This is a genomic window from Halorubellus amylolyticus (genome assembly GCF_034808145.1).
GTDB lineage: Archaea > Halobacteriota > Halobacteria > Halobacteriales > Natrialbaceae > Halorubellus.
This window is the reverse complement of the sequence record NZ_JAXHGM010000001.1, coordinates 908,060-933,713: the sequence shown is the minus strand read 5'-3', so window position 1 is coordinate 933,713 and position 25,654 is coordinate 908,060. Positions and strand designations below refer to the sequence as shown.

The window sequence follows — 25,654 nt, the reverse complement described above, 5'->3', positions numbered from 1 at the left end:
TTCCGCTCCCGGATCGCTCGCAGGCACCGTGTCAACCGCTCCCGTCACCGGATTCCGGGCGCGTGGACCGCGGTCGTGTCGTGTTCGGCGAACGAGGGCTTCGTGGCGCGATGGCGGCGGTCGCTCGGGGACCGTCGGGTCTTTCCCCACTCGTCGGTTACGGCCGCGTATGGAGACGCTCGTCGACCTCGTCGCGCGCTCGCGGCGCTCGGACCGCCCGGCGCTTCGAGCGCCCGCGCACGGCCAGTTCTACGACTATCAACGACTCTGTACGACGACGTGGAAGACCTCAAACCTCCTGCACGCCCGCGGCGTCCGTGCACGGTCGACCGTCGGCGTCGGCGACGACCCGCGCGCGCAACCGGTGCTCGCGGTCCTCGGCACCGCACTCCTCGGCGCGAAGGCGTACGTCGGCGCGCCACGGGACGTCGACGCTCGCGCCGTCGTCGCCCACGTCGACGACGTCGACGACTACGACCTGGAACCGGGCACGCAACGCGTCGCCTACGGCGGGGAACCGACCGACCCCGAGGTCTATCACTTCGAGGGCGACGTCTGGAGCGAGAACCCGACGACGCCACCCGAGGCCGACGCTCGCGCGGCCGTGAACGTCGCGCTCGTCACCGGCGCCGAGGCGCTCACGCACGGCGAACTCCTCGCCGCTGCCGCGGACGTCGCCGACCGCCTCTCGGTCACCGAGGAGACGGAGGTCGCCGTCCGCGCCCCACTCAGCGACCCGCGTGCGTTCGCCGGCGGCGTCCTCGCGGCACTGTACACCGGCGCCACCGCCGTCTTCCCCGACGACGACACCGTCGCCGACGTCGCCGTCCTCGCTCCGGACCGCGACGCCCCCGAGGACCGCGTCCTCGGCGTCCGCGACATCGACATCTGAACGAGAACCGCGGACTCACCGACCCTGCGACGGCTCGACAACAGAAACGCCGACCTCGGGGCTGCTCGACAACAGAAACGCCGACCTGGCGGTCGGCGTATGCAGGTCGAGTCGGTTACCTCGCGTTCTCGACCTTCTCGAGTGCCTCGGGGTTCTCGATGCTGCTCATGTCGCCGAGTTCCTCGCCCGTGTAGACGCCCTCGATGGCGCGACGGATGATCTTCCCGCTCTGGGTCTTCGGGAACTCGTCGACGAACAGGACCTCTCTCGGCCTGAAGGGCTTCCCGAGTTCCTCGCCGACGACCGCGCGGAGTTCCTCGCGGAGGTCGTCGGACTCCTCGACGCCGCCCTCGAGGACGACGTACGTGACGACGGCGGTCCCGGTGGTGTCGTCGGGTGCGCCGACCGCCGCGGCCTGGTTGACGGCGTCGTGCTCCATGAGCGCGCCCTCGACCTCCGCAGGGCCGACCTTCCGGCCGGCGACGTTGAGCGCGTCGTCCGCGCGACCGTGCAGGAACCAGAAGCCGTCGGGGTCCTTCTGCGCCCAGTCGCCGTGGTCCCAGAGGTCATCCCAGTTGCTCCAGTACTCATCGAGGTAGCGTTCGTCGCCGCTCCACAGGCTCTTCGTCATGCTCGGACAGGAGTCGCGGGCGACGAGGAACCCGCGCTCGTTCGTGTCCGCGATGGACTCGCCGTCCGAGTCGACGACGTCGATGTCCATCCCGAGGCCGGGGCCGCCGAGCGTACACGGCTTCAGGTCGTTGATCGGCATCGGCATCAGGAAACAGCCACAAATCTCGGTGCCGCCCGAGATGTTGATGATCGGTGCGTCGCCGCCGCCGACCTCGTCGAGGAACCACTGCCAGCTCTCCGGGTCCCACGGCTCGCCCGTCGACCCGAGCAGGCGGAGGCTGGAGAGGTCGTGCCCCTCGAGCCACTCGTCGCCGTGCTTGCGGAGCGCGCGGATCGCCGTCGGCGAGATACCGAACTGCGTGAGCGAGTGGCGGTCGGTCATCTCCCAGAACCGATCCGGCTCGGGGTGGTCGGGCGCGCCCTCGTACATGAACATCGTGTTCCCGAACGAGTGATTCCCGATGAGCGTCCACGGCCCCATCATCCACCCGATGTCGCTCACCCAGAAGAAGCGGTCGCTGGGCTTGAGGTCGAACCCGAAGTAGAGCTCCTTCGCGCACTGCAGCTGGACGCCGGCGTGCGTGTGCACGATGCCCTTCGGTTTCCCCGTGGTCCCCGAGGAGTACAGGAGCATCGACTCCTGGTCGCTATCCAGGGACTTCGTGTCGTACGCGTCGTCCCGGGTCTCGACGGCGTCGCTCCACGTCTCGTCGCGGCTCGTCCACGGGACCGCCTCGTCGTCGCTCTCGACGCGCCCGAGGCGCTCGAAGACGACGGTGTGCTCGACGTGCCCGGCCTCGTCGATGGCGTCGTCCGCGGCGCCTTTCAGCGTCACCTCGCTGCCGCGACGATAGAAGCCGTCGCCCGTGAACAGCACCGAGCACTCCGAGTCCGCGATACGGGTCGCGGTCGCGTCGACGCCGAACCCGCTGAAGATCGGGACCGCGATAGCGCCGACCTTGAAACACCCGTAGAGGATGCTCACGACCTCCGGAACCATCGGCATGTACAGCCCGACGGTGTCACCGGTCTCGATACCGACCGACTCCAGGTAGTTCGCGACCTTGTTCGACTGCCGGTGGAGCTCGTGGTACGTGACCTCGCGGACGTCCCCGGGTTCGCCCTCCCAGATGCACGCGACCTTGTTCCGGCGCTCGGAGTCGGGTGCGGCCCACCGGTCGACCGTGTTGTGCGCGATGTTCAACTCGCCGCCGGGATACCAGTCAGTGAACTGCGGGCCCTCGGAGTCGTCGCGGACGGCATCGTACTCCTCGTAGAACTCGACGTCGAGGTAGTCGACGAGCTCGTCCCAGAACCAGTCGACGCCGCTCTCGGGCTCCCCGTCGACCTCGGTCGTCGTCCGCTCGATCAGTTCGTCGTAGTCGCTCATGCCGTACGCCTGCATGAACTCGTAGACGTTCGTCGATTCGACGAACTCGCGGTCGGGCTCGAACGCGACCTCTGACACGTCTTCGAGGGAATCCATCTCGTTTCGCAAGTCTTGCAGGGACGACAAAGAAGTTTCTCTCCGGCCGGCGGTCGAAACGAGGGCAGCCGGGACGTCGTCGTGCTAGTTGTCGTCCTCGCGCCACTTGTGCTCGCACTCGGTGCAGATGAAGAACCGCGTCTCGGATTCGTCGGCTGAACGGATCTGCTGGGTGTAGTAGTACGCGCGGTCGTTGTCGCACTTCGGGCAGTGCGCGGTCATCTGCGGCAGCCCCCGTTCCTCGGCGCCGCTGATGTCGATGACCTCCGAGACCTCCTGGCCTTCGGTCGTCACCATCTCGGCCTCCTTCGCCTCGTCACGACCCTGCTCGTGCCCACAGCTCCCGCACACCCAGTGGTCGCCCTCGGTCTTCATCATCGAACCGCATTCGTCACAGAACTCCATTGTTAGCCCGGGCTACGACCGTCCGCCCTGTTAAGTCGTCCGCTTCCCGGCTGGGAGGTCGACGCATCCGGGACGGGCGTGTCGGGCTGGGTCACTGCTCGATACCGGCGGTGACGACGGCGTCGAGTTCCTCGCGGAGGTCGGCGACGGCGTCGAACGCGTCGCTGTCGGTCTCGGAGACGAGCGCGCCGAGGTTCGCCTCGGTACCCCCCTCGAAGGTGACGGTGACGTCCGCGAGTTCGGCGGCGGCGTCGTCCCGCACGAGCGGATACGAGAAGTCCGCGAGCGCGGTCTCGACGTGCTCGTACGTCAGCGTTCGCCCCATGTGACAGATTGACAACCGTCGGGGTCTTAGTGGTACCGCCAATTCCGGAGAGTATCGACCACCACCACCACGCAGCGCCGTCGGCGCCTCGCGCCGACTCCAGAAGCGGGAAATACGGGCCGACTGTACCGGTACCTGATGACGCTCTCGGAGGAGGCACGCGAGCGGCTGGCGGACATCGTCGAACTCCAGCCGACGAAGAACGGGGAGCTACAGGAACGATGGGGGATGGACAGCGGCAGTGACGTCCACGGCTACCTGGAGAACGAGCTGAAGGAGCACTACTATCGCGACGACGACAGCCTCATCCGGGCGACCGCGGACGCCGCGGAACTCGTCGACGTGGACCCGGGCGTCGAGTCGAACGACGACGGGACGACGACCGCGGTCCGCGTGCCACGCCTCCAGGCGCAGCTCGTGGAGGTCGTGCCCGCGGCCGACGAGGACGGGAAGAGCGTGGTCGCGACGCTGCACGCGCTCCGGGACGCGTACGACGTGGACCCGTCCACGGACGACGTCCGCGAAGCCCTCCAGGCGCTGAAGCGCAAGGGCGTCGTCGAGGTCGTGTACACGACGGTGCCGACGTTCCGGCTCGCGGTCGACCGCGACGAGCTCGACGTCGCGGTGTCCGAGGACTGATTCCGGGACCGAGACCACTCGGTCACTCGTTCGGCGTCGGCCGCTGGCGGTCCGTTCTCCGGTCGAGCACGCGTCGTGCGCCCCGCCCGGGACCACCGTCGATCGGCCACCCGCGTTGCCGCCACGCTGGCGGTTCGGGTTCGAACGCCGCGCACGCGCCGCGGCACTCCGCGCTCGTCTGACAGCGCTCCTTCGCCGCGCACCACGGGACGAGGCCGTCCCCAGCCGACCGGAGTTCGAAGTGCCGACAGTCCGGCCGCATCGCGTCGACGTACGACCGCCAGCCGCGCTCGTACGCGCGCTCGGCGATGGCGAGGCGCTTCCGGCGCTTCCAGTCGACGTCGACGTACTCGAACCGCGCCGCGGACGCGTCGTACCCGCTCGCGGAGTCCGCGGGGTCGGGGTTCTCAATGATGCGCGTCCCGGGGTCGTCGACGGCGAGCGTCCGCGGATGCCAGACGACCTCGGCCGCGGTCGCGTCGGCGGCCGTCCCGACCGCGTCCTCGACCGCCAGGATGCCCGCCTCGACGGGAAGCCCCTCCAACAGGAGGCGTTCGTCGACGTCGTCGCTCGCGCGCACCGCAACCCACGCCTCGTCGGCGAGCGAGAGCGCGACGTCCGTCTCCAGTTGGTCCGCGAGCGCGCGCGCCGCGGTCCGGTCCAGATCGGGCTTGTTCTCGACCGCGACGATCCGCCGCACCCACCCCTCGGGGTACGGACCGATGCGACGGATCTCGATGCGCCCGGAGCGCTTGCGGTGCTCGAGCGCGCCGCGCGCGGACAGCGCGTGGATGCTCTCGCGGACGTACCGCCACGGGTACCCTGGGTCCGGGAGCGCGTCCCGGTAGTACGCCCACTCGGCGGGCGCGTGCCGGACGACGTGCAGCTGGTTCGACGACAGCGCACTCCGGCCGAACGCGGCCCGCGCCGTCAACGCGGCGAGGTCGCACTCCAGGACGACGGTATCCCAGCGTCGCGACCGCGTGCCGAGTTGGCGCGCGACGAGCACCGCGCTCTCGCGCTCGCGACCCGGCGGCCACTCGCGCTCCGCCCACCGACACACCGCCAGCTCGAACGGGAACTCCGCGTCCGACCCCGGAAGACTCACGCGACCGACTCCGTGCCCGACGGGCGAATCCCTTTCGGTAGCTTGACCTGGCATCCGCGAGACGACGCGCCCGTGTCCACCGCGAAAGGCCTCCGGTCCGTCCGTCGACTGCTCGCGTTCGCCTGCCTGCTGCTGTCGTTCCTCCTGATAGGCGTCGGCGACCTGGCGGCCGAGGTCGCGTACGGCGGGTTCGGCCCGCTCCTCACGTTCGCGGGTGCCGCCGGCGTGCTCGTCAGCGGCGTCTGGTTGCTGGTGACGCTGTCCGCCACGGCGACGCCGGGCGACGACGGAGACGGAAGCGCCGCGACCGACGGCGAGACGGGAAACGCCGCGGGCGACGGCGAGACGGGGAACGCCGCGGACGACGGCGGGAACGACTCGAACGATTGAGACGGCCAGAACGAGGAGCGCAGCGACGGAGACCACGCCATAGCAGTGTCGACCGGTCAGCGCACGGGGGTCTCCGGGGATTCCGAGCCGTCGCTATCCACCCACCGCGGACCGTCGGCGTCGAGCGGCTCGATGCGGCCGCCGTCGCGCTATATCTCGTCGTCCTCCTGCAGTTCGTCCAGGTACTCGTGGGCCTGTTCGAGTATCTCGCGCGGACCGTCCTGCGTGACGGTGTTCACGGCCTGATCGTAGTCGCGCCACTGGAGGTCGCGGTGCTCCGTGGAGAGCTCCGCGCTCGCCTCGTAGGACTTCGCGATGAACAGGTGCACGGTCTTGTGGATGGTCTTGCCACCGGCCTCGAAGACGTAGTCGTAGTCCTCGCGGAACCCGTCGAGCAGGCGGAAATCGTGGATTCCGGCCTCCTCCTTCACCTCTCGGATGGCGGTCTGCTGTAGCTCCTCGTCACCCTCAACGCCGCCCTTCGGGAACTCCCAGTCCCCGGGACGGCTCTTGAGGAGAAGGTACTCGCGCTGGCCCCGAGTGTCCCGGAAGAGGATGGCACCCGCGCTCGTAGCTTCGACTGTCATTGCAGGTACGTAATTCACCCCGATTTAAGAGAATATCGGAGAGCGTTCCGTTGTGCTTTAGGTCGTCGCCCGAGAGTGCTCGTACAGGAATGAGCTTCGTCACACGCCTCACGCTCTCGAGCGGGGACCGCGCCGCGCTCGATGGCGTGGTCGACGACATCAAGCAGACAGCGTCCCGGAAGGGCGCGCAACTGAAGGGTCCGCACTCGAACCCGCCGACGGAACTCCGCGTACCCCTGGAGAAGTCCGTCGCGGGCGACGACGCCTTCGGGAACTGGGAGTACACCGTCTACGAGCGAACCGTCGAGGTCGTCGGTCACGACGGGCTCGCGCGCTCGATCGCCGACTGGGACTTCCCGTCGTCGGTGCACGTCGCGGTCGAGGTCGAGAACGTCCGCTCCCAGGGCCAGCAACCGCTGTAACCGGTCGACTTCTCTTCGAGCCGCCTGCTCCGGTCGGTCGCGGCCGGTGCCGCCGAGGCGACGCCAGTTAAGTGCGGGGCGCTCCTGGGAGCGACCATGTCTCGAGTCGACCGCGACCGCCTGGTCGCATTGCGACGCGAACTCCACCGGCACCCCGAGCCCGCGTGGCGCGAGTTCTGGACGACCGCACGCATCGTCGAGGAGCTGGAATCGATCGGCGTCGACGAGCTGTACGTGGGGCGGGACGCGCTCGCCGGCGACAGCAGGATGGCGGTCCCCGAGGACGCCGAAGTCGCGGACTGGCAGGAGCGCGCCCGCGAGCGAGGCGTCGACGAGGACACGCTCGCGACGATGGACGGCGGGTACACGGGCTGCGTCGCCGTCGTCGACTGCGGGCCGGGGCCGACGGTCGGGCTGCGCGTCGACGTCGACGGATTGCCGCGCGCGGAATCGACCGACGACGACCACGTCCCGGCGAGCGAGGGGTTCCGGTCGGAGACGGGTGCGATGCACGCCTGCGGACACGACGGGCACGCGACCATCGGCCTCGGCGTCGTCGAGGCCATCCGCGACAGCGACTTCGCGGGGACGCTGAAGGTGTTCTTCCAGCCCGCGGAGGAGGTCATCGGCGGAGGGAAGGCGATGGCGGCGAGCGAGCACGTCGACGACGTCGACTACCTGTACGCCGTCCACCTCGGCCTCGACCACCCGACGGGCGAGGTCGTCGCCGGCATCGACGGGTTCCTCGCGGTCGAGCACCTCGACGTCGAGTTCCACGGTGCGCCCGGGCACGCCGGCGCGAAGCCCGAGGAGGGCCGGAACGCGATGCAGGCGATGGCCGCGGCGGTCCAGAACATGTACGGCATCAGCCGGCACTCCGACGGGGCGACGCGCGTGAACGCCGGCGTGGTCGAAGGTGGGACGGCGTCGAACATCATCCCGGAGGCCGTTCGCGCGCAGGTCGAGGTCCGCGGTGAGACCACCGAACTGAAGGACTACATGAGCGAGCGCGTCCGCGACGTCGTCGCGGGTGCCGCGCGGATGCACGACTGCGAGTTCGACGTGTCGCTCGGCGGGCAGGCACCGAGCGCGACGAGCGACCAGGCGCTCGTCGACTTCGTGATGGACACCGCGGACGGCCTCGGCGACGTCACGTCCGTCGTCGAACGCGACGCCCTCGGCGGCAGCGAGGACGCGACGTTCCTCATGCAGTCCGTCCAGGACCGCGGCGGGCTCGCGTGCTACGTCGGCGTCGGCACCGACCACCCCGGCGGCCACCACACCGCGACGTTCGACGTCGACGAGGACTCCCTCCCCGTCGGCGTCGACGTCCTCGTCGGTGCCATCGAACGCGTCGCCGAACGCCGCCCCTGACGCGCCTCGAACGCCGTTCCCCGACCATCGTCCTCGATACGTCCCAATCGCCGTTGTACCGCACCAGCGTCTGCTCCTGAACGAACAACCACCCAAGTAGATAATTCAATAAACTACTGCAGAAATTTTATTGTGTTTCGCCGTGTCGATGTGTGTATGGTAAAGCGAAAAGAGCGTGCGACCGGCACCGCGGTCGCAGCCATCTGCGGACTCCTCACCGGCGGGTTCGGGCTCTCTGTCGGGCTGCTGGAGCTCCTCATCGGCCTGCACTTCGCGCCCGGATCGATGCTGGCTCTCGTCGGGTACTTCGCCGGGGGATTCCTCGTCGTGGGGACGTCGACCGGCGTGTTCGTGATGCGTCCGGCCGCGCGAAAGCTCGCCATCCCCGTCTATATCGGGGCGGCGGTCGCGTTCGGCATGATGATAGCGACCAACGTCGGTTCCACTCCCACCGCGCTCGTGGGTGGCGTCATGGCCGGCATCAACGCCATCGGCGTCGTCGCGCTGCTCGCCTCCGAGGACGTCGAGGTCAGCGGGCGGACGGATACCAGCGACGACCACGCGACCGACATCGGGACGGGTTTCCGCTGAGAGTCCGCGTCAGTTTCCGCTGGCACCCCGCGTTGGTCTTCCGCTGGCACCCCGCGTCGGTTTTCGCTGTGACTCCGCACTGGCCTCCGGTCGCGCGCTGTTGAATCCTGTCGAGACGCATCTATATCGGGGAGCGTGTGGACCAGGAAGGGTTCCCGAGAATCGTCGAATCCCGGGACGTGTGCGTCGGTGGCGGTTCGAGTCGTGCGTCGCGGTCGGGTAGTCGGTGAACTGTCAGGCCATCGTTTTTTGTTACTCTACTGACTCAACGACGGTATGCCACGTCGCCCGCTCGTCCTGACGCTCCTGTCGTGCTGGTCGGTGCAGCCCTCCTCGTCGCACTCGTCACCGTCCTGACCGACTACGCGACCACCGGACAGGTCCCCACCATCGTCGCAGGCCTCGGCGCTCTGGTAGCGGCCGTCCTGCTCGTCGTCGCCGCCGGACTCTGGCGGACGAGCACGTGGGCGCGGCCACTGGGCGTCCTCGCGTACGCCCTCGCGGGACTGGTAGGGGTCACGGTCGCCGCGAGCGTCGACGCGTGGATCGCTGCTGCCCCGACGCTCGCCGGGAACGCGCTCGCTCGCCACACCACGGGCTTCGAGGAAGGCGATAGACGGCCCGAGGAGGTCAACGCCCACGTCGGCCGGTGACGGACTCGACTCGCCCCGGCGCGGCCTCCCGCTCGCGACGGCCCCTCAGTACTTCGGGTCGGCGCCCGTCGTCGCGTACACGTCCTCCATGATGTCGTCGCGACGACTCTGCCACAGCTCGAAGGACTCGGGCGAACTCGGGTAGTTCTCGTAGTGGGCGAGCAGTTCGTCGGCCACGTTCTTCGTCTTGTAGAAGTTGTAGATCTGCCCCCAGTACCCGAAGCTCTTGATGGCGGCCTTGAGCTTCAGGCGGAGTCCGAAGCTCGTCGACCCCTCGTAGAGCGCCTCCGCGAGGTTCTCACCGGGCAGTGCCGCCATCAGCCCCATCAGGTCGTCGACGTCGACGGCCGTCGACAGGATGTTGTACACGTCGAGCGCCGCGTACCGACCGCCGAAGTGCTCCATGACGCGCTCGTTGTACTCCCAGAGCGCCGCCTCGCCGACGTCACCGTCCTCGATAGCGCCGATGGCTTGCTCGGCGGCGTACTTCCCCGCGTACGCCGCACCCGCGATACCGCCGCCGGTCGTCGGGTTCACGTGCCCCGCGGCGTCGCCGACCGCGACGAACCCGGGCGCGACCGCCGAATCGTACGGCCGGCGCGTCGGGAGCGCCGCCCCGAGCTTGTCCGTGACCTCCGCGCCCTGAAACTCGGGGCGAGCACGAAGGTCTTGCTTCAGGTCCTCGACGAGCTGCATCGGCTCCTCGGTCATCTGGAACCCGAGGCCGGCGTTGATCTCCGTCTCCGTCCGCGGGAAGTACCACAGGTAGCCGGACGCTCGATCCGTGGGCTTGAACACCAGCGCGTCCGACCACTCCACGGGCTCGTCCACCTCGACGACCTCGCGGTACGCCGAACAGAACTGCGAGTAGTTCACGTTCGTGTCGAACGTCGCGTTCTCCAGGTTCGCCTTGTCCTGGAGGATGCTCAGCGACCCCGCGGCGTCGACGACGACGTCCGCGTCGTACGTCACGACGTCACCGCTTCGGTTCCCGCGGACGCCGGCGACCCGGCCGTCGTCGGCCTGCATGACGTCCTGGACGACGGTATCGTAGTGGAACGTCGCCCCGGCCTCGTTCGCGCCCTCGATGATGAGGCGCCCGTACTCCCAGCGGTCGATGACCGCCAGCTCGCCCGGCACGGGGATGTTGAGAACCGTGTCCTCCTGAGGTATCTCGAATCGACCGTGGTCGACGTCGGTGTTCGTGAACGCCGCCTCGATCTTCGACTTCGGGATGGCTTCCGGGAACGCGTCCGCGCCCTTCAGGGCGTCGCCGCACGCGATGTGTCCGGCTTCCGCCTCGGTCTTGCGTTCGACGACGACGACGTCGTAGCCCGCGCGGGCGACCGTCGCTGCGGCGTAACAGCCCGATGTGCCGGCGCCGACGACGACGACGTCGTACTCGTGCGTGGTCATACGCCGGGAGAATCGCGCCATTATCAAGAAACTTTACGTGCGATTCCGTCGACTCGCGGGCGCCAGAATAGGCATAAAGAGTTTTCTTCGCGCTGGCAGAAGGCGCCAGTATGACCGAATACACCGTGGAGTTCGTCGGGACGGGCGAGTCCATCACCGTCTCCGACAAGCAGACCATCCTGAAGCGATGCATCGAGGAGGGCATCGCGCAGGAGTACTCGTGCCGCGTCGGGATGTGTCTCGCGTGCTCGGCGGAGATCGTCGAGGGCGAGGTCACCCAGCCCGCAGCGCGCGGCCTCACGGACGAGGAGAAGGAGGAGTACGCGTTGACGTGCATGGCGCGCCCGAACTCGGACCTGAAGCTCGACCGCGGGAAGTACCCGCCGAGCATCGAGGGTGACGTCGAGGCGATGACCGAGGAAACCGCCGCCGCCGACGACTGACACCACCGACTCCGCGCGACCGCGTTCGAGTCGACTCCGCACGGCTTTTATAACGAGACGTCTTTCCGTGGGATATGGCCGGTATCGTCACCACGCTGTTCGCCTCGCTCCTCGCGTTCGTGGCCGGTGGACTGTTCGCAACGCCGTTCACGACGTTCGACGAGGACACCACCAACCAGGGTCTCGCCGCGGTGAACGGCCTCGTGTTCGTGCTCGTCGCGTTCTACGTCCAACTGGACGTCCTGCTGCTCATCGCGTCGCTGTTCGCGGGCGTCATCCTGATCGGGACCGTGACCGAGTTCGTCCGCGACTGATACCGCGAACCGCCGTCGCCGTCTCCCCTCGCGTTCGTCGCGACCGGTCTCCTCTCGGTTCAGTCGACCGCGCAGTTGTTCGGGCCGAGCTCCAGCTCGAACGCCGTCTCGTCGTCGACGGCTTCTCGCCCGAGGTTCACGTCGATGATCCGCTCGTAGTTCTGGGGCGGCGGCGACCCGGCGGTGACGGCGTCGACGAACGCGTCTCGGTCCCGTCCGAGGACGTCGAGGAGGCGATGCACGCCTTCGACCGTCGTCGAGAACGTCCCGTCGTCGGCGCGCGCGACACCGGGTTCGCGGTGGCCTGGGAACAGCCGCGTTCCGGGTGCGAGCGAAGCGAGGGTGTCGGTGACCGTCCGATGGAGGCGTTCGGCGAGCGCCTCCGTGGCTGCGTCGGTATCCGCGGCGAGTTGCGCTTCGAGGTCCGGGCGCGCGACGCCGTCGACGAACACGGAGTCGCCGACGAGGACGACGTCCCCGAACTCGACGCCCGTCATCTCCGAGGTGTGCCCTGGGAGGCCGACCGCCCGTAGCTCGGCATCACCGAACTGGAGGGTCTCACCGGCTGCGAGCGGACGAGCGCCGTACGTCAGGCCGCGTTCGCGGGCGCCTTCCGGGAGCACCGGCTGGGCGTCGGTGCCGCGAGCGACCGCCCGGACGCCCGACACGTGGTCCGCGTGAACGTGCGTGTCGATGGCGTACACGATGCTCGCGCCGCGTTCGCTGGCGTCGCGCGCGTACCGGTCCGTGAACGCCCGGAGCGGGTCGACGACGACCGCCTCGTCGCCCGCGACGAGGAGGTAACTCAGGCATCCCGAAGACGGTCGGTCGTACTGGACGAGCGTTCCCGCGTCCGTCGTCGCCTCCACGGCAGTGATGAGCCGCGCCCAGCCTTCCATCCCGTCCGCCAGGTGGGTTGCGTCCACGCCGGCGTCCGCGAGCGCGTTCGCGACCTCCGCGCTCGCCTCGCCGACCGCGCACACGACGACGACGGGCTCGTCGACGTCCGCGACCAGGTCGGCGACGTCACCCGTCACTTGCGCTTGCACGAACCGCGCGTACGGCACCTGCTCGACGGCGACGTTCGGCCCGGCGATACGCCACGCCTCGACCTCGTCGCGGTCCCTGAGGTCCAGGACGGTGACGTCGTCCCCGCGGGCGACGCGGTCCGCGAGCACCCGCGGCGTCACCGTCGGCGCGTCCGAGACGTCCTGAGGGGGCATGCTCGCCCGTACGAGACGAACCGAGATAAAGTTCAAGCCCCCGCGCTCGAATCCACCGTGCATGGACGCCCCGGCACTCCGCGAGACGGTCGAACGCGAGAAGAAATCCCAGCTGGACCGCCTCGGGTCTTCGAAGTACCTCATCGCACTCACCGACGCGGACCTCTCGGAGTCGACGATACTGTCGGCCGTCGCCGAGAGCGAGTACCTGGCTCGCGAGACGTTCGAGACGCTCGCCGCGGCGGAGGACGACGACCGCGCTCGCGAGGCGTTCGAGCGGGTCGCGGCACAGGAGGCCGAGCACTACGACCGCGTCTGCGAGCGCCTCGACGGTCGCCCGACCCCAGACCACGCGGGCGCGGTCCACGGCTACCTCCGCGGGCGCGACGACACCGTCTCCCGCGTCGCCGGCGCGCTCGTCGGTCGGCCGCTCGTCAGTCTCCGTGCGCACACGCAGGTCGTCGGCTTCTACGTGAACGAGGCGGACCAGGCGGGCGCGGACCTCTTCCGGGACCTCAAGGCGGACACAGAGGCGGAACTCGACCTCGGGGTCGACGTCCTCGGAGACTGCTGCGTGACCGACGACGACGTCGAGCGCGCGCAGGCGACCGCCGAGTACGTCGTCCAGCTCGCGTACGACGAGTACGCGGACTCCCTCACGGAGATGGGCGTCAACCCGAAGTCCACGTGCTGAGGGCGCCGTCGTCAGACCCGCGACCGCGACATCCTGGGGGTCGCCCGGCACGCGAACCCGTGTTTTCAAGAGACGGACACGAGAACCGTCGCGCATGAACCACCGTTGCCCCGACTGTGGTGTCACGCTCGAAGCCGTCGACTTCGGGATGCAGGACGCGTGGAAACCACACGTGCGAACCGGCGAGAAGAAGGCAGGCCTCCTCGGGAAACTCGGGGTGGACGAGACCGTCCCCGTCGACGCCGGCATGTGCCCCGAGTGCGGACTCGTCCGCCTCTACGCCGACGTCGAGGAGTGAGCGGACCTACCGCGTCGACTGGCACGTGAGCGACGCGCGGACGCGACACTCGTACCCCACGGTTCAAGTACGAAGCCGCGGCCAGGACTCCCATCACGTAACCACACGCGTCCGGCGGCCACGGCAGGAGCGCGACGCACCGTCGGACGACCAGCGACGCGTCGCCTGCACGCCCTAGCACTCACCCCGACGCAAATCCAGCGACAGCACACCACACCTCGTCGAACGACGCGAATCCATCGTTCGCTGGCTCGAACTCGCTCCGCTCAGTCGAACACGGAAAATCCGAGATTTTCCTGCTCGACGAGCCCGTTCAGACCTCGTCGAACAACGTCTCGCCGTCGACCATGTGCTCCTCGACGGCGTCCATGTCAAGCGTCACGCCGAGCCCGGGCTTCTCGGGGACGGTGATGTAGCCGTCCACGATGACGTCCTCCTGGACGAGGTCCTCCCACCAGTCGAGCTCGTAGCTGTGGTACTCGACGGCGAGCGCGTTCGGGATGGCGGACGCGACGTGCGCGCTCGCCATCGTCGCGACCGGCGAGGACACGTTGTGCATCGCGACCGGGACGTAGTACTGGTTCGCGACGTCCGCGACCTTCCGCGTCTCCCGCATCCCACCGACCTTCGGCATGTCGGGCGCGACGATGTCGACCGCCTGGTTCTCGATGAGGCGGCGCTCCTCGGTGACGCGATACCGGTTCTCGCCGACCGTGATCGGCGTGGTCGTCGACTTCGTGACCTCCTCCTGCACGTCGAGGTTCTCCGGCGGCACGGGGTCCTCCAGCCACCAGACGTCGTACTCCTCGATGGCGCTCGCGAGTCGCTTCGCCGACCCGCCCGAGAACGTCCAGTGACAGTCGAACGCGACGTCCGCGCGGTCCTTCACGCGCTCCGTGACCTTCTCGACGATCTCGGCCTTGTGACGGATCTCGCCGGGGCGGAGGTGTCGGTTCGCGCGGTCCTTCTCGAGCCCGCTCGGGACGTCCAGGTCGAACTTGAGCGCGTCGTACCCGAGCTCCTCGACGACGCGTTCGGCCTCGTCCGCGCACGCCTCGGGGTCGGCCTCCGCTTCCGTGTGGCAGTCGCAGTAGACGCGAACCTCGTCGCGGTACTTCCCGCCGAGCAATTGGTACGCCGGAACGTCGAGGATCTTCCCGGCGAGGTCGTGGAGCGCGACCTCGATGCCGGAGATGGCGGTGACGGTGACGCCTTCGACGCTCCCTTCGCCGCTCATCTTCTGGACGAGGTGCTCGAAGAGGCGGTCGATGTCGAGGGGGTTCTCGCCGACGAGCATCGGCTTCATGCGTTCGATGAGTTCCGGGACGCCCGCGCCCCAGTACGCTTCGCCGGTGCCGGTGACCCCGGCGTCGGTGTAGACGCGGACGAGCGTCCACGGGAAGTTCCCGTCGACCATCGTCGTCTGGACGTCGGTTATCTCGACGTCGCGGCCGCCGCCGCGGTCTCGTGTGACGCCCATCGTCTCACCCGAGAGTTCGCGCATGGTGTACTCCGCGTTCGGGTCGTGCAGGTCGGCGTAGTCGACTCCCATAGCACATAGTTTACTCGCAATCCAGTAAAGTTTTCGACGGCGGTCACTCGTCCTCGGCGCCGCGGTCGCGCTCCCAGCCCGGCGGCGGCGAGTTCATGTCCGCCACCTGCTTACGGATCCATCGGACGTACGCCCCCAGCACGCCGATCGCGACCACGGAGAACGCGAGCGTCACGAACGCCACGAGCGTCCCCGCACTCCCGAGGTCGAGGAACGCGATAGCGCTCGCCGCCGTCACCACGTACAGTCCGAGAACCACGAACAGCGTCCGCACGGTCAACAATCGCCGCACAAACCCCCACATGGTTCCATCACCGACCGCCAGCGTCTTGGGATTTGCGACGGCCGCGAGCGTCCGACGATAGCAGTCCGTCGGAACGGCCGGCACCACTCGTCGTCGAGTGATGGAACCGCACTGGGGTCGCGAACGTCGCCGTGGTGCGTGGGTTTATGTCGCCGCCGAGTGGACTGGGCGACATGAACGAGACGATCTCGCGGATGCGCGAGAGCGGCGTGGTGGCGGTGCTTCGAGGTGTCGACGCGTCGGACGTCGAAGCGGTCGGGGACGCGCTCCGCGAGGGTGGCGTGACGGCGATGGAGGTGACGATGGGGAGCGACGACTCCCTGGCGGCCCTCGACGCGCTCGTCGAGCACTACCGCGGCGAGCCCGTCGTGGTGGGTGCGGGGACGGTCCTGGACGCGGAGACGGCGCGACAGGTCCAGCTCACCGGTGCGTCGTTCGTCGTCAGTCCGACGTTCGACGAGGGCGTCGTCGAGACCTGTAACCGGTACGGGATTCCGGTCGCGCCCGGCGTGGCGACGCCGACGGAGGCGCTGTCGGCGTACGAGGCGGGCGCGGACCTCTGCAAGGTGTTCCCGGCCTCGACGTACGGTCCCGGGCATCTGTCGAGCATCAGGGGACCGCTCCCGCAGATTCCGTTGATGCCGACGGGCGGCGTCGGCCCGGACAACGCCGGCGCGTACGTCGAGGCGGGCGCGGAGATGGTCGGCGCCGGTGGCGCGCTCGTTCCCGACGACGCGCTCGAACGCCAGGATTGGGACGAGATTACCGCGCGCGCCGAGGAGCTCGTCGGTGTCGTCGAGGACGCACGATAGTCCGCGATGCTCGGTTCCCCGCTCGCGTACGGGCTGTTGGCGATGGTGGCGTGGGGCGTCTGGTCGGTCGTCGCGGAGGTAGCGACCGACCACGTGTCGCCGGAGGTCGCGATGGTGGTGTCGTACGCGACGGGGGCGGCTATCGCGTTCGGGTACGTGCTGACGCGGCCGGCGTCGGTCGAGTTCTCGGTGCGTGGACTCGGTATCGCGGCGATTGCCGGCGTGTTCGCTGGCGTCGGCGCGGTCGCGTTCTACGTCGGTCTGGACCGCGGGAGTGCGGGCGTCGTGACGACGGTGTCGGCGCTCTACTTCGTGGTCGCGGCGGTGCTCGCGGTCCTCTTCCTGAACGAGTCCGCGTCGCTCCGGACGGTCGCCGGTATCGCGACCGCGAGCGTCGCGGTCTGGTTGCTCGCCGGGTGACGGCGAAGCGGTCGCGAACGGTCAGGTGTCCGCTTTCGCGAGGTGCAGTTCGACGCGCGTCCCATCGTCGTCGGTGTCGACGCGGACGTGACCGCCACCCGTGCTCGTGATCCAGTTGACGAGCCAGACGCCGAGCCCACTCCCGTGTTCGAGCGGGGACTCCTCCGCGCCTTCGAGCACGCGACGGTCCTGTTCGGGGAGGCCGTCGCCGTCGTCGACGACCGCGACGGTCACGAACGCGTCGTGCGGTTCGACCGCGACGGCTGTGACCTCGCCGGCGTGCTCGACGGCGTTCGCGAGGAGTTCGTGGACGGCGAACTCGAGTTCGCCGCCGACGGTCACGGCCGCGGTCCCGCCGACGGTCAGCTTCTCCGGGTCGAGCCCGCGGCGGGAGACGGCGCTCCGGACGGCGGTCGCGGCGTCGACGCTCGCGGTCCCGTCGTCGTTCCGTGCGGCGCGTCGGAGTCGCGCGGACTTCTCGCCGAGAGCGACGAGGTCCGTGCTCGTCTCGCGGATGGCGTCGACGTGCGACCGGGCGTCCGGGTCGAGGTCGGCGCTCGCGAGCGCGTCGCCGTGCCCGGTGAGGACCGTCGCGGCGTTCCTGACGTTGTGCCTGAGCACGCGGTTCAGCACCGACAGCAGTCGCTCGCGCTGGTACTGGCGGGTGACGTCGCGCGCCGCGCCTTCGAGCCCGCGGACCTCGCCGTCGACGACGACCGGGACGAGGTTCACCTCGACGCGTCGACGACGCTGGTCGGCGGCGACGACCGCCAGTTGGAGCTCGGAGACGCGTTTCCCGTCGCGAGCGCGAGCGAACGCGTCGAGCGCTCGCTGCCCGTCGCTGTCGGCGACGACCGCCGAGAACGGTTCGCCCGCGAGTTCGCCCGGTTCGTACCCGAGGACGGCCTCGACGGTCCCGGAGACGCGCTCGAACAGCCCGTCCGCGTCGAGCCGGAACACGATGTCGAACGCCGCGTCGGTGACGTTCCGGAGGCGGCGTTCGGTGCGTTCGAGCGCTTCGATGCGTTCGCGTTCGTCGCTGACGTCCCGGAAGACGGCGACGACGAGCGTGCGGCCGTCGACCGTGACGGTGTCGGCGCGGAGGGCGACCGGGACGGTCTCGCCGCGGCGCGTCTGGAGTTCGAGGCCGTCGAGCGCGTCGAACCGCGGGTCGACGGCGCGATCGCTGTCGTCGAGGAACCCGTCGACGTGCGCCATGAGTTCCGCGGCGTCCCCGGGATGGAGTTCGGTGACGTGGACGCCGCGGAGCGTCTCGGGCGCGTACCCGAGCGCGTCCGCGGCGGCCTGGTTGACGTCCAGGACGGCCTGGGTCTCGATGTCGGCGACGAACATCGCGTCCGGGGCGAGCTCGACGAGTCGGTTCGCGACCGGTGCGGCGTCGACGAGGTCGCTCGGCTCGTCCGGGACGCCTGGCCTGTGGTCGAACGGATCGTCTGCGGTCGGAAGCGGTGCCGTGGTCCGGCCGCCGTCCGCGGTCGTCCCGGGTCGTCCGCAGGTTCCCGCATCGGCCGCCGCGGCCGCGTCCTCGCCGTCGGGGAGGGCGCCCGAGAGAGGAAGGACGTCGACGACCGCGTCCGCGAGCTCCGACGGGGGCTCGTCGACGGTGTCGGCCGGAAGGTACGCGTCGACGCCGTGGCTGACCGCATCGGTCGCGACGCCCTGCGTCGGGTCGGTCGGCACGAAGACGACCGGGACGTCGGGGCGGACGTCGCGGATGGCGGCGAGGCGGTCGACGGCGTCCACGGTTCCGTCGTCGTCGCCGAGGACGACGCAGTCGACGCCGATGGCCGCGTCCCGGTCGACGGTCGCGGCGTCGCTGGTCCGGACCGTGACGGCCGCCGTCGGGAGTGCGTCGCGGACGCTGGTCGTCGCGATATCGGAGACCCCGGCGGCGAGCACGGTCGTGGAGCGACCACCCGTGGTCATTCACTCGTGCTAACAACTCCGCAAGTATCAAGTCACCGGCGAACCGACTTCGGCGCTCGACTCGCAACCGACCGGGATATCCATGTCTGTCGTCTCCCGGGCGAGCGCGAAGTCCACGCCCGTCGCGCTCGCGACTACGCGTCGCTGGGGTCCTCGACCTCACCCGTCTCCGGGTACACCCCGACCTGATCGCAGGCGTCGGCGAGCGGGCACGCGTCCGGGTCGTCCAGACACGCGGGCTTGCGCGCCGAGCAGTACTCGCGGCCGAACTGGATGGTCGCCGTATGCCCGAACCCGCACTTCTCGGCGGGGACGTCCCGTTCCAGGACCTCGCGGACGCCCTCGTGGTCCGCGTCCGCCGGCGCGAGACCCATCCGCCGATAGATGCGATGGACGTGCGTGTCCACGGGGAACACGCCGCCCCGTCCGCCCGCGAACAGGAGCACGCAGTCCGCGGTCTTCGGGCCGACGCCCTTCACGTCGAGGAGCCGGTCGCGGACCTCGTCCGGGTCGCCGTCGCGGACGAACGCGTCGAACTCGCCCGTCGAACCGAACTCCTCGAGCACCCACGCGGCGGCGCGATGGATGCTCGCCGCCTTCTGGTTGTAGAGCCCCGCCGACGAGATGGTCTCTGCGAGCTCGTCGTGGGGCGCCGCGTCCAGGTTCGTCGCGAGCGCACTCACCGGGCCGTACCGGTCGACGAGCGCGTCGTGGGCGGGCTGGCTCGCGACGTCGCTCGTGTTCTGACTGAGGATGGTTCGGACGAGGCACTCGAAGCCGTCCCGTCCGCCGTAGGCCTTCTGCCAGTACAGTTCGCCGAGTCGGTCGACGACCGCTTCGGCGCGCGTCCCCGCGGCCTCCGGGTCGAACGACGTCTCGACCCCGCCGCCCGCGGTTCCGCCGGAGATGTTCACGTCCGGTTCCGCGTCGTCGGTCATGGTCGGGCGTTCTCGCGGGAGCGGCAAGTACCGTTCGCTCGACCACCCGGGGAGTCACGCACGTTCGTCCAAGCGATTACGGCCCCGGGGCGAGTCGACCCCGGTATGAGCGAATCGGGCGACGACGGGGACGAGCGCCGGGGCAGGACCGTTGACCGCGACGACGACCCGCCGGATATGGGCGACCTCTACGACGAACTGGAGTCGCTCGCGGACGCCGTCGACGACCCCGCCGAGCGCGAGCGCGTCGCCGCGGCGATGCGGACCGCGGCAGCCGTCGAACCGGTCGGCGTGTTCGGGCGCATCGTCAGGGAGTTCGACCGCGGGGACGCCGCCGAAGCACTCCTCGGGAGCGCGCTCTTCGGCATCCCGATGCTCGTCGAAGGCGGCACCGGCGAGGTCGGTGAATTCCTCGCGACCCACCCGCTCTCGGTGGCGGCCACGTACGCGTTCACGGTCGCCGCGGTCGTCGGCATCCTCTACGTGAGCGACATCCAGGACGTCCGAGTCACGCACCGCCTGTTCGGTATCGTTCCGCGGCGGCTCGCGGGCGTCCTCGGTATCTCGCTCGCGTTCGCGGTCGTCTCGATGACGGCGTGGGGGCGCGTCGACTGGACGACGCCGGTCGTCGCCATCGCCGCCATCTCCGTCGCGTGGGTTCCCATGGCGATCGGCGCCGCCCTCGGCGACATCCTCCCCGGAACCTGACCGCGCACTCCGGCCGCCCCAGCACACATCTCGCGCCGGTCAGAGCGTGGCTTCGAGGACGACGCGGACGTCCGCGCCGTCGGCGAGCGCGTCGACGACGTCCCGGTCGACGGACTCGGCGGCGCCGTCGGCTTCGAGCATTATCGTGCGGTCGTCGACGTGCGTCGACGTGCGTCCGACCATGCTCCGGTCGTCGGTGAGCGCGAGCCCCGGGTGCCCCCGGCCCTCGAACGTCGCCGTCGAGTCGTCGACCTCGAGCGTCATCGTGACGGTCGCGTCCGCGTCCTGGACGGCGTCGCGGAAGGCGTCGGAGAAGTCCGCCGGCGCCCGGTCGGCGTCGACCGCGAGGATGCAGTCCCCCGCCGGCGTCAACCAGTCGTCGGTCGTCACCTCGAAGGTGCTCGCGTGCTCGGCGCTGACGTGCTCGTGGCCGGTGGCGTGCACGACCTCGCGGTGCGTGGTCGCGGCGTCGTCGGTCATACGCGCCGGTTCCCGGCGAGCGGACTTATGGCTCGCGGACCGCGGCCGCTAGCGGTCGCGGACAACGGTCACGGTGACGGCCCCGCAGCCGCATTCGTAGAGGCGGCGTTCGCCGTCGCCGAGGTCCATCGCCAGCCCGAACGCGGCGTCGTTCAGGTCGGCGTCGCAGTCCTCGCACGTCGCGGTCAGTTCTTCCAGCATGGAATCGGATAGACGCCACACCCACTTGACGGTGAGCCGTACCCGGAGTGAAAGTGAAACGGGTCGATGGACGCAACGCCTATGGGTTCGGCCCGCGCCACTTTCACCGAATGGGTGGCGAGTGGCGCGCCGGCGAGGTCGAGGACGCCGCGGGAGCGGGGCCGCCGTCGGTCGCGTCCTGGAAGCCCGTGACGGTGCCCGGGCGACCGAAGCGGTTCGCTGGCGCGGACGCGGTCGCGTACCGCAAGCGCTTCCCGGACCCGCGTCTCGACCCCGGTCAGCGCGCGGTCCTCGACTGCCGCGGCCTGTACGGCGACGCGACCGTGTACCTCGACGGGGACGTCCTCGGCACGCACGACACGTACTTCCGTCCCGCTCGCTTCGAGTTCGAGCCCGACGACGAGAACGAGCTCGTCGTCGTCTGTCGACGCCCGACCGACGGCTACGCCGGCGCGTACGCGTCAGACGACGTCCCCGATAGCCTCTCCGTCCCCGGCATCTGGTGGGGCGTCCACCTGCGACTGCGGCCGCGGACGTACCTCGCGGACCTCGCGGTGAACGCGCGCCGCCCCGACCCCGACCGCGGCGTCGTCGACGTCGCCGTCACCGTCGACGCCGCCGACCCGGTGGACGACACCGTGACGGTGTCCGTCCGCCCCGAGAACTTCCGGGGGAGCGGCGGTTCGATGGAGCGCATCCCCGTCGAGGCCGACGCGGGCGAACGCGTGACGGTCACGCACTCGGTCGCGGTCCGAGACCCGGCGTCGTGGTGGCCCGCGGACCGCGGCGACCCGAACCGGTACGCGGTCCGGGCGCGCTTCGCCGACCACGAGCGCACCGTCGCCACCGGCTTCCGTACCGTCACGTACGACCACGAGGACGGTCTGCGCGTGAACGGCGACCGCGTCCGCGCTCGCGGCGTGAACGTCCTTCCGACGACCGACCCGGAAGCCGACCTGGAGCGCGCCCGGGAACTGAACGCCACGCTCGTCCGCCTTCACGGCCACGTCCTCCCGTCGTCGTTCTACGACGCCGCGGACGACGCCGGCGTGTTCGTCGCTCAGGACCTCCCGCTCTCCGGGCCCGACCGCGACGCCGGCCGGTCCGTCGAGCGCGGGCGGACGCTCGCCCGTCGACTCGCATCGCACGTCGACCACCACCCGAGCGTCGCGTGCTACGGCGTCCACGACGACCCCGTGCAGCCGTTCGCCGAGCGCGTCGGGACGGGCCGCACGAGCCGGTACCGCATCAGGACGCGTGCCGCGCGAGCGGCCGTCGACCGCGGACTCGCAGACGCCGTCGCCGACGCCCTCCCCGCGGACGCGGTCACGTTCCCCGTCTGCGGTCCGCTCGGTTCACGGCCCGACGCCGCCCACCTCTACCCGGGCTGGCGGTACGGGCGCGCCGCCGACGTCGACTGGCTCGTCGACACCTATCCCGACGCGACGCGAGTCGTGACCGAGTTCGGCGCCGGGTCGCTCGCCGACGCGAGCGCCGGGACGGACGCGCCGGTCGGCCTGGACCGAGCGACCCACGACGCCGTACTCGGGGACGTCGACGCCGGCACCTGGAGCGGACGGGGCGCGAACGACGGCGGTGCGAACGACCTCGTCGCTCGCTCGCAGGGCACGCAGGCGCGAATCGTCTCGCGTGTCGCGAGCGGATTCCGTCGGCACGGCAGCGACGTCCTCGCGGCGTTCTGTCTCCGGGACGTCGCCGCCGGCGGTGGCATGGGCGTTTACGCGGCCGACGGCACCGAGAAGCCCGCCGCGAGGGCGCTCGGTGACGCGCTCGCACCCGTCCAGGCGTTCCTCGCCGCCGACCCACCGGGAACCGTTCCGGTCGCGCTCGTGAACGACGCCCCCGCGGCGGTCTCGGGGACCCTCACCGTCACCGGGAGAGACGTCGACGCCGCGTTCCAGGTGGACGCGCCAGCGCTCGGCACCGCCACCGCGGGCACCGTCTCGATCCCCGCCGCCGCCGACGCCGTCGACCTCGCGTTCGAGACCCCCGCCGGCGAGGTCACCCGAACGGTCCATTTATGAACACGAGCCACCGGTATGCGAACCGTTCACGCCCGTCGTGGGCGCGCCTTCGTCCGATTTCCCCGACTCAGAGGACCGGCAGATTTAAATTACATGACGCGGTATGTACTGGTACCAGAACGCCGCCGGGTGTTCCGGTAGCATCGCTCGCAGACCAGAATGACACGGAATCTTATCGCCGTAGCGTCAACCCAGGTCTCGAGCACACGCTATCCCCCCGGCGCGGGACGGAATAGAGGGTTGACTAACCCATGGTAGATTCGATAGACACATCCAAGAACGTAGAGCTTACCGAGGACGACCTCGAGAACAAGAGCAAGGGCCAGCTCATCAAAGTCGCCGGCCAGCTGCGAGACCGACGGAACGATCTCAACCAGATGGCGAGCGAGCGCGCGTCCTCCCGCGACGACCTGAACGCGGAGACGCGCGAGAAGGTCGACGAAGCCCAAGAGCACCGCGAGAAGCGCGACGAACTCAACGAGCTCGTCCAGGAGCACAAGGAGAAGCGTAACGAGCTCAACGCGGACGCGAACGAGCTGTTCGACAAGGTCGAGCGGATGAAGTCCGACATGAACCTCGACGACGGCACGGACCTCGAGAAGCTCGAGTCCGAGATCGAGGACCTTGAGTTCAAGCAGCAGACCGAAGTGCTCTCCAGCGAGGAGGAGAAGGAGCTCATCGAGAAGATCGAGTCCAAGCGCGAGGAGTACGCCGAGCGCCAGGAGAAGATGGGCCAGAACGAGGATCTCGACGAGCTCGTCGAGGAAGCCGAGGAGGTTCGCTCCGAGGCCTCGAAGCACCACCAGAAGGTGACGGAGCTCGCTGACAAGGCGCAGGAGCACCACAACCAGATGATCGAGGCCTACCGCGAGGCCGACGACATCCGCGACGAGGCCGACGAGATGCACGAGAAGTTCGTGCAGGCTCAGGAGGCCGCGGACCGTCACCACGAGGACTTCGTGCGCGTCCAGAAGCGGCTGCGCGAGCTGGACAAGCAGGAGGAGGAGGAGGAGCAGGCCGAGCGCGAGAAGAAGAAGGAGGAGGTCCAGGAGGAAGCCGAGGAGATCTACGAGCGCTTCAAGGACGGGGAGACGCTCGACACCGAGGACCTCATGAAGCTGCAGAAGGCCGGACGCCTCTAAGCGCGGTTCTCTATCCCGTTCTGTCTCGGTCGACGCACGCGAGCAGCGGCGGCGTCGTCATCGGCACCGGCGGCGGGGTTGCGAGCGGGTGGCCGCCAGCGGTCGATTTTTGAGTGGTCGTTCGTACTGTGTGGTATGGTAGACGCTCGCGGACTGACTCGGTTGGGTATCGTGGTGCTCGCAGCGGTGGTCGGCGTGGTGGCTGGCTGGTTCCTGTTCGTCGAGTGGGGGCCGGACCCGTTGCGGGTCGTCCTCCTGCTCGTGACCGCTGGCGTGGTCGTGTACGTCGGCGGGAACGCCGCGGGGAGCCTCCTGCCGGAGTACAACGTCGCGGAAGTCGAAGTGAACGGCGCGATCACGCGCGACGGCGGCGGTGGGCCCCTCCCGACGTCACCGACGTCGCCGGGCGCGGACGACGTCGTCGAACAGATGGAGCGCGCCGACGACGACTCGAACGTCGACGCGTTGCTCGTCAAACTGAACACGCCCGGCGGCGCCGTCCTCCCGAGCGACGACATCCGGAACGCGGCCGAGGCGTTCGACGGACCGACGATCGCGTACGCAACCGACCTCTGTGCGAGCGGCGGCTACTGGATCGCCTCCGGCTGCGACGAACTCTGGGCGCGCGAGCTCTCTATCATCGGGAGCATCGGCGTCATCGGCACGCAAGTGGACGCCACCGGACTCGCCGAGAGACTCGGCGTCGACTTCGAGTACATCACCGCCGGCGAGTACAAGGACGCCGGACAGCCGTTCGCCGAGACGACGGACGCCGACCGCGAGTACCTCCAGGACCGCGTCGACGAGCAGTACGAGGCGTTCGTCGAACGCGCCGCAGCGGGCCGCGGTCTCGACCCCGATGTCGTCCGCGACACCGAAGCCCGCGTCTACACGGGCGAACACGCCGAGGAGATGGGGCTCGTCGACGAGCTCGGCGACCGCGACGCCATCGAGGCTCACCTCGAAGACGAACTCCGGACCGACGTCGACGTCAGGCAATTCACGCCGCAGCAGGGCGTCGGCCGACGCCTCCGCGGCGGCGCCGCAACCGTCGCGTACGCCGCCGGCGCCGGCCTCGCCAGCGTCGTCGACGCTGACGACGACATCCAGTTCGAACTCCGGTAACCGCCAGCCGCCTCCGCACACCCCTTCCCTACCGCAGCACAACCGACCGCAGCGCAGAAACGCCGTCCTGGCGGACGGCGTATGCCG

30 protein-coding genes are annotated in these 25,654 nt (G+C 69.5%); 17 read left to right on the top strand and 13 right to left on the bottom strand.

Annotated elements, in window-relative coordinates:
• Positions 1 to 169: 169 nt before the first annotated feature.
• On the top strand, positions 170 to 892 hold the full coding sequence (locus tag SM754_RS04730; protein ID WP_323675050.1) for a hypothetical protein: 723 nt from the start codon (positions 170 to 172) through the stop codon (positions 890 to 892).
• Positions 893 to 1,007: 115 nt separating this feature from the next.
• Here SM754_RS04730 and SM754_RS04725 read toward each other — a convergent pair whose 3' ends face one another.
• The 3 genes from SM754_RS04725 to SM754_RS04715 all read right to left on the bottom strand — a co-directional run bounded on the left by SM754_RS04725 (position 1,008) and on the right by SM754_RS04715 (position 3,741).
• Positions 1,008 to 3,011 (bottom strand): AMP-binding protein, encoded by a 2,004-nt coding sequence (locus SM754_RS04725; protein WP_323675049.1) that lies wholly within the window; start codon positions 3,009 to 3,011, stop codon positions 1,008 to 1,010.
• A gap of 84 nt (positions 3,012 to 3,095) precedes the next feature.
• Positions 3,096 to 3,416 carry a transcription factor S gene (locus SM754_RS04720; protein ID WP_323675048.1) on the bottom strand — a complete coding sequence of 107 codons (321 nt, stop codon included), beginning with the start codon at positions 3,414 to 3,416 and terminating at the stop codon, positions 3,096 to 3,098.
• 91 nt (positions 3,417 to 3,507) lie between these two features.
• Entirely contained in the window at positions 3,508 to 3,741 is a 234-nt protein-coding gene (locus tag SM754_RS04715; RefSeq protein WP_323675047.1) for a DUF5789 family protein, read from the bottom strand.
• A gap of 138 nt (positions 3,742 to 3,879) precedes the next feature.
• Here SM754_RS04715 and SM754_RS04710 point away from each other — a divergent pair, with 138 nt between their 5' ends.
• Positions 3,880 to 4,380 carry a DUF5797 family protein gene (locus SM754_RS04710; RefSeq protein ID WP_323675046.1) on the top strand — a complete coding sequence of 167 codons (501 nt, stop codon included), beginning with the start codon at positions 3,880 to 3,882 and terminating at the stop codon, positions 4,378 to 4,380.
• Positions 4,381 to 4,402: 22 nt separating this feature from the next.
• On the opposite strand, the gene SM754_RS04705 is transcribed toward SM754_RS04710, so the two are convergent.
• Positions 4,403 to 5,542: a DUF5787 family protein gene (locus SM754_RS04705; protein WP_501993736.1), complete on the bottom strand. Its 1,140-nt coding sequence runs from the start codon at positions 5,540 to 5,542 to the stop codon at positions 4,403 to 4,405.
• A gap of 18 nt (positions 5,543 to 5,560) precedes the next feature.
• Between SM754_RS04705 and SM754_RS04700 the strand changes: the two genes are divergently transcribed.
• Positions 5,561 to 5,878, top strand: a complete 318-nt coding sequence (locus SM754_RS04700) for a hypothetical protein (protein WP_323675044.1) — start codon at positions 5,561 to 5,563, stop codon at positions 5,876 to 5,878.
• A 149-nt stretch (positions 5,879 to 6,027) separates the two neighbouring features.
• On the opposite strand, the gene SM754_RS04695 is transcribed toward SM754_RS04700, so the two are convergent.
• Complete coding sequence (locus SM754_RS04695) at positions 6,028 to 6,465, bottom strand: bis(5'-nucleosyl)-tetraphosphatase (protein ID WP_323675043.1); 438 nt, start codon at positions 6,463 to 6,465, stop codon at positions 6,028 to 6,030.
• A gap of 89 nt (positions 6,466 to 6,554) precedes the next feature.
• Between SM754_RS04695 and SM754_RS04690 the strand changes: the two genes are divergently transcribed.
• From SM754_RS04690 to SM754_RS04675, 4 genes are all read left to right on the top strand, one after another.
• Positions 6,555 to 6,887, top strand: coding sequence for a 30S ribosomal protein S10 (locus SM754_RS04690; RefSeq protein WP_323675042.1), 333 nt, complete (start codon positions 6,555 to 6,557; stop codon positions 6,885 to 6,887).
• A gap of 96 nt (positions 6,888 to 6,983) precedes the next feature.
• Positions 6,984 to 8,261, top strand: coding sequence for an amidohydrolase (locus tag SM754_RS04685; RefSeq protein WP_323675041.1), 1,278 nt, complete (start codon positions 6,984 to 6,986; stop codon positions 8,259 to 8,261).
• 156 nt (positions 8,262 to 8,417) lie between these two features.
• Complete coding sequence (locus SM754_RS04680) at positions 8,418 to 8,852, top strand: hypothetical protein (RefSeq protein ID WP_323675040.1); 435 nt, start codon at positions 8,418 to 8,420, stop codon at positions 8,850 to 8,852.
• A 311-nt stretch (positions 8,853 to 9,163) separates the two neighbouring features.
• Complete coding sequence (locus SM754_RS04675; RefSeq protein WP_323675039.1) at positions 9,164 to 9,505, top strand: hypothetical protein; 342 nt, start codon at positions 9,164 to 9,166, stop codon at positions 9,503 to 9,505.
• A gap of 45 nt (positions 9,506 to 9,550) precedes the next feature.
• Here the strand turns inward: SM754_RS04675 and SM754_RS04670 are convergent, their stop codons facing one another.
• Positions 9,551 to 10,921 carry a geranylgeranyl reductase family protein gene (locus SM754_RS04670; protein WP_323675038.1) on the bottom strand — a complete coding sequence of 457 codons (1,371 nt, stop codon included), beginning with the start codon at positions 10,919 to 10,921 and terminating at the stop codon, positions 9,551 to 9,553.
• Between the two features lie 110 nt (positions 10,922 to 11,031).
• On the opposite strand from SM754_RS04670, the gene SM754_RS04665 reads away from it, so the two are divergent.
• Positions 11,032 to 11,364, top strand: a complete 333-nt coding sequence (locus SM754_RS04665) for a 2Fe-2S iron-sulfur cluster-binding protein (protein WP_323675037.1) — start codon at positions 11,032 to 11,034, stop codon at positions 11,362 to 11,364.
• A gap of 74 nt (positions 11,365 to 11,438) precedes the next feature.
• Entirely contained in the window at positions 11,439 to 11,678 is a 240-nt protein-coding gene (locus SM754_RS04660; protein WP_323675036.1) for a hypothetical protein, read from the top strand.
• Between the two features lie 59 nt (positions 11,679 to 11,737).
• Here the strand turns inward: SM754_RS04660 and SM754_RS04655 are convergent, their stop codons facing one another.
• Positions 11,738 to 12,901 carry an MBL fold metallo-hydrolase gene (locus tag SM754_RS04655; RefSeq protein WP_323675035.1) on the bottom strand — a complete coding sequence of 388 codons (1,164 nt, stop codon included), beginning with the start codon at positions 12,899 to 12,901 and terminating at the stop codon, positions 11,738 to 11,740.
• A 61-nt stretch (positions 12,902 to 12,962) separates the two neighbouring features.
• On the opposite strand from SM754_RS04655, the gene SM754_RS04650 reads away from it, so the two are divergent.
• Together SM754_RS04650 and SM754_RS04645 are read left to right on the top strand one after the other, a co-directional pair.
• Positions 12,963 to 13,595: a rubrerythrin family protein gene (locus SM754_RS04650; protein WP_323675034.1), complete on the top strand. Its 633-nt coding sequence runs from the start codon at positions 12,963 to 12,965 to the stop codon at positions 13,593 to 13,595.
• Positions 13,596 to 13,689: 94 nt separating this feature from the next.
• Positions 13,690 to 13,893, top strand: coding sequence for a hypothetical protein (locus SM754_RS04645; RefSeq protein WP_323675033.1), 204 nt, complete (start codon positions 13,690 to 13,692; stop codon positions 13,891 to 13,893).
• A gap of 313 nt (positions 13,894 to 14,206) precedes the next feature.
• Here the strand turns inward: SM754_RS04645 and SM754_RS04640 are convergent, their stop codons facing one another.
• Together SM754_RS04640 and SM754_RS04635 are read right to left on the bottom strand one after the other, a co-directional pair.
• Positions 14,207 to 15,445 (bottom strand): mandelate racemase/muconate lactonizing enzyme family protein, encoded by a 1,239-nt coding sequence (locus SM754_RS04640; protein WP_323675032.1) that lies wholly within the window; start codon positions 15,443 to 15,445, stop codon positions 14,207 to 14,209.
• A 43-nt stretch (positions 15,446 to 15,488) separates the two neighbouring features.
• A complete protein-coding gene (locus SM754_RS04635; protein ID WP_323675031.1) occupies positions 15,489 to 15,833 on the bottom strand; it encodes a hypothetical protein in 345 nt (114 codons plus the stop codon).
• Between the two features lie 89 nt (positions 15,834 to 15,922).
• Here SM754_RS04635 and SM754_RS04630 point away from each other — a divergent pair, with 89 nt between their 5' ends.
• Positions 15,923 to 16,561 (top strand): bifunctional 4-hydroxy-2-oxoglutarate aldolase/2-dehydro-3-deoxy-phosphogluconate aldolase, encoded by a 639-nt coding sequence (locus SM754_RS04630; RefSeq protein ID WP_323675030.1) that lies wholly within the window; start codon positions 15,923 to 15,925, stop codon positions 16,559 to 16,561.
• Between the two features lie 6 nt (positions 16,562 to 16,567).
• On the top strand, positions 16,568 to 16,981 hold the full coding sequence (locus SM754_RS04625; protein ID WP_323675029.1) for an EamA family transporter: 414 nt from the start codon (positions 16,568 to 16,570) through the stop codon (positions 16,979 to 16,981).
• Between the two features lie 21 nt (positions 16,982 to 17,002).
• Here SM754_RS04625 and SM754_RS04620 read toward each other — a convergent pair whose 3' ends face one another.
• Both SM754_RS04620 and SM754_RS04615 read right to left on the bottom strand, forming a co-directional pair.
• Entirely contained in the window at positions 17,003 to 18,928 is a 1,926-nt protein-coding gene (locus SM754_RS04620; RefSeq protein ID WP_323675028.1) for a PAS domain S-box protein, read from the bottom strand.
• 134 nt (positions 18,929 to 19,062) lie between these two features.
• Positions 19,063 to 19,866, bottom strand: coding sequence for an endonuclease III domain-containing protein (locus SM754_RS04615; protein ID WP_323675027.1), 804 nt, complete (start codon positions 19,864 to 19,866; stop codon positions 19,063 to 19,065).
• Between the two features lie 105 nt (positions 19,867 to 19,971).
• On the opposite strand from SM754_RS04615, the gene SM754_RS04610 reads away from it, so the two are divergent.
• The gene (locus SM754_RS04610) at positions 19,972 to 20,574 is read left to right on the top strand and encodes a DUF2391 domain-containing protein (RefSeq protein ID WP_323675026.1); all 603 of its coding nucleotides are present in this window, start codon (positions 19,972 to 19,974) and stop codon (positions 20,572 to 20,574) included.
• Between the two features lie 39 nt (positions 20,575 to 20,613).
• Here SM754_RS04610 and SM754_RS04605 read toward each other — a convergent pair whose 3' ends face one another.
• Both SM754_RS04605 and SM754_RS04600 read right to left on the bottom strand, forming a co-directional pair.
• Positions 20,614 to 21,054, bottom strand: coding sequence for a DUF371 domain-containing protein (locus SM754_RS04605; protein WP_323675025.1), 441 nt, complete (start codon positions 21,052 to 21,054; stop codon positions 20,614 to 20,616).
• 48 nt (positions 21,055 to 21,102) lie between these two features.
• Positions 21,103 to 21,255, bottom strand: a complete 153-nt coding sequence (locus SM754_RS04600) for a hypothetical protein (protein ID WP_323675024.1) — start codon at positions 21,253 to 21,255, stop codon at positions 21,103 to 21,105.
• Positions 21,256 to 21,365: 110 nt separating this feature from the next.
• Here SM754_RS04600 and SM754_RS04595 point away from each other — a divergent pair, with 110 nt between their 5' ends.
• The 3 genes from SM754_RS04595 to sppA all read left to right on the top strand — a co-directional run bounded on the left by SM754_RS04595 (position 21,366) and on the right by sppA (position 25,567).
• Positions 21,366 to 23,300 carry a glycoside hydrolase family 2 protein gene (locus SM754_RS04595; protein ID WP_323675023.1) on the top strand — a complete coding sequence of 645 codons (1,935 nt, stop codon included), beginning with the start codon at positions 21,366 to 21,368 and terminating at the stop codon, positions 23,298 to 23,300.
• A gap of 251 nt (positions 23,301 to 23,551) precedes the next feature.
• Positions 23,552 to 24,442, top strand: a complete 891-nt coding sequence (locus SM754_RS04590) for a coiled-coil protein (RefSeq protein WP_323675022.1) — start codon at positions 23,552 to 23,554, stop codon at positions 24,440 to 24,442.
• A 135-nt stretch (positions 24,443 to 24,577) separates the two neighbouring features.
• Positions 24,578 to 25,567: a signal peptide peptidase SppA gene (gene sppA, locus SM754_RS04585; protein ID WP_323675021.1), complete on the top strand. Its 990-nt coding sequence runs from the start codon at positions 24,578 to 24,580 to the stop codon at positions 25,565 to 25,567.
• The last annotated feature ends 87 nt before the right edge of the window (positions 25,568 to 25,654 follow it).

Excerpts from the sequence above, each read along its gene's own strand:
- SM754_RS04640 (WP_323675032.1), bottom strand. The coding sequence starts at position 15,445 with ATGGGAGTCGACTACGCCGACCTGCACGACCCGAACGCGGAGTACACC.
- SM754_RS04665 (WP_323675037.1), top strand. The coding sequence starts at position 11,032 with ATGACCGAATACACCGTGGAGTTCGTCGGGACGGGCGAGTCCATCACC.
- sppA (WP_323675021.1), top strand. The coding sequence starts at position 24,578 with ATGGTAGACGCTCGCGGACTGACTCGGTTGGGTATCGTGGTGCTCGCA.
- SM754_RS04685 (WP_323675041.1), top strand. The coding sequence starts at position 6,984 with ATGTCTCGAGTCGACCGCGACCGCCTGGTCGCATTGCGACGCGAACTC.
- SM754_RS04645 (WP_323675033.1), top strand. The coding sequence starts at position 13,690 with ATGAACCACCGTTGCCCCGACTGTGGTGTCACGCTCGAAGCCGTCGAC.
- SM754_RS04595 (WP_323675023.1), top strand. The coding sequence starts at position 21,366 with ATGGGTGGCGAGTGGCGCGCCGGCGAGGTCGAGGACGCCGCGGGAGCG.
- SM754_RS04610 (WP_323675026.1), top strand. The coding sequence starts at position 19,972 with ATGAGCGAATCGGGCGACGACGGGGACGAGCGCCGGGGCAGGACCGTT.
- SM754_RS04695 (WP_323675043.1), bottom strand. The coding sequence starts at position 6,465 with ATGACAGTCGAAGCTACGAGCGCGGGTGCCATCCTCTTCCGGGACACT.
- SM754_RS04710 (WP_323675046.1), top strand. The coding sequence starts at position 3,880 with ATGACGCTCTCGGAGGAGGCACGCGAGCGGCTGGCGGACATCGTCGAA.
- SM754_RS04625 (WP_323675029.1), top strand. The coding sequence starts at position 16,568 with ATGCTCGGTTCCCCGCTCGCGTACGGGCTGTTGGCGATGGTGGCGTGG.
- SM754_RS04690 (WP_323675042.1), top strand. The coding sequence starts at position 6,555 with ATGAGCTTCGTCACACGCCTCACGCTCTCGAGCGGGGACCGCGCCGCG.
- SM754_RS04590 (WP_323675022.1), top strand. The coding sequence starts at position 23,552 with ATGGTAGATTCGATAGACACATCCAAGAACGTAGAGCTTACCGAGGAC.
- SM754_RS04660 (WP_323675036.1), top strand. The coding sequence starts at position 11,439 with ATGGCCGGTATCGTCACCACGCTGTTCGCCTCGCTCCTCGCGTTCGTG.
- SM754_RS04655 (WP_323675035.1), bottom strand. The coding sequence starts at position 12,901 with ATGCCCCCTCAGGACGTCTCGGACGCGCCGACGGTGACGCCGCGGGTG.
- SM754_RS04670 (WP_323675038.1), bottom strand. The coding sequence starts at position 10,921 with ATGACCACGCACGAGTACGACGTCGTCGTCGTCGGCGCCGGCACATCG.
- SM754_RS04605 (WP_323675025.1), bottom strand. The coding sequence starts at position 21,054 with ATGACCGACGACGCCGCGACCACGCACCGCGAGGTCGTGCACGCCACC.
- SM754_RS04715 (WP_323675047.1), bottom strand. The coding sequence starts at position 3,741 with ATGGGGCGAACGCTGACGTACGAGCACGTCGAGACCGCGCTCGCGGAC.
- SM754_RS04650 (WP_323675034.1), top strand. The coding sequence starts at position 12,963 with ATGGACGCCCCGGCACTCCGCGAGACGGTCGAACGCGAGAAGAAATCC.
- SM754_RS04705 (WP_501993736.1), bottom strand. The coding sequence starts at position 5,542 with ATGCCAGGTCAAGCTACCGAAAGGGATTCGCCCGTCGGGCACGGAGTC.
- SM754_RS04680 (WP_323675040.1), top strand. The coding sequence starts at position 8,418 with ATGGTAAAGCGAAAAGAGCGTGCGACCGGCACCGCGGTCGCAGCCATC.
- SM754_RS04615 (WP_323675027.1), bottom strand. The coding sequence starts at position 19,866 with ATGACCGACGACGCGGAACCGGACGTGAACATCTCCGGCGGAACCGCG.
- SM754_RS04600 (WP_323675024.1), bottom strand. The coding sequence starts at position 21,255 with ATGCTGGAAGAACTGACCGCGACGTGCGAGGACTGCGACGCCGACCTG.
- SM754_RS04725 (WP_323675049.1), bottom strand. The coding sequence starts at position 3,011 with ATGGATTCCCTCGAAGACGTGTCAGAGGTCGCGTTCGAGCCCGACCGC.
- SM754_RS04720 (WP_323675048.1), bottom strand. The coding sequence starts at position 3,416 with ATGGAGTTCTGTGACGAATGCGGTTCGATGATGAAGACCGAGGGCGAC.
- SM754_RS04730 (WP_323675050.1), top strand. The coding sequence starts at position 170 with ATGGAGACGCTCGTCGACCTCGTCGCGCGCTCGCGGCGCTCGGACCGC.
- SM754_RS04630 (WP_323675030.1), top strand. The coding sequence starts at position 15,923 with ATGAACGAGACGATCTCGCGGATGCGCGAGAGCGGCGTGGTGGCGGTG.
- SM754_RS04620 (WP_323675028.1), bottom strand. The coding sequence starts at position 18,928 with ATGACCACGGGTGGTCGCTCCACGACCGTGCTCGCCGCCGGGGTCTCC.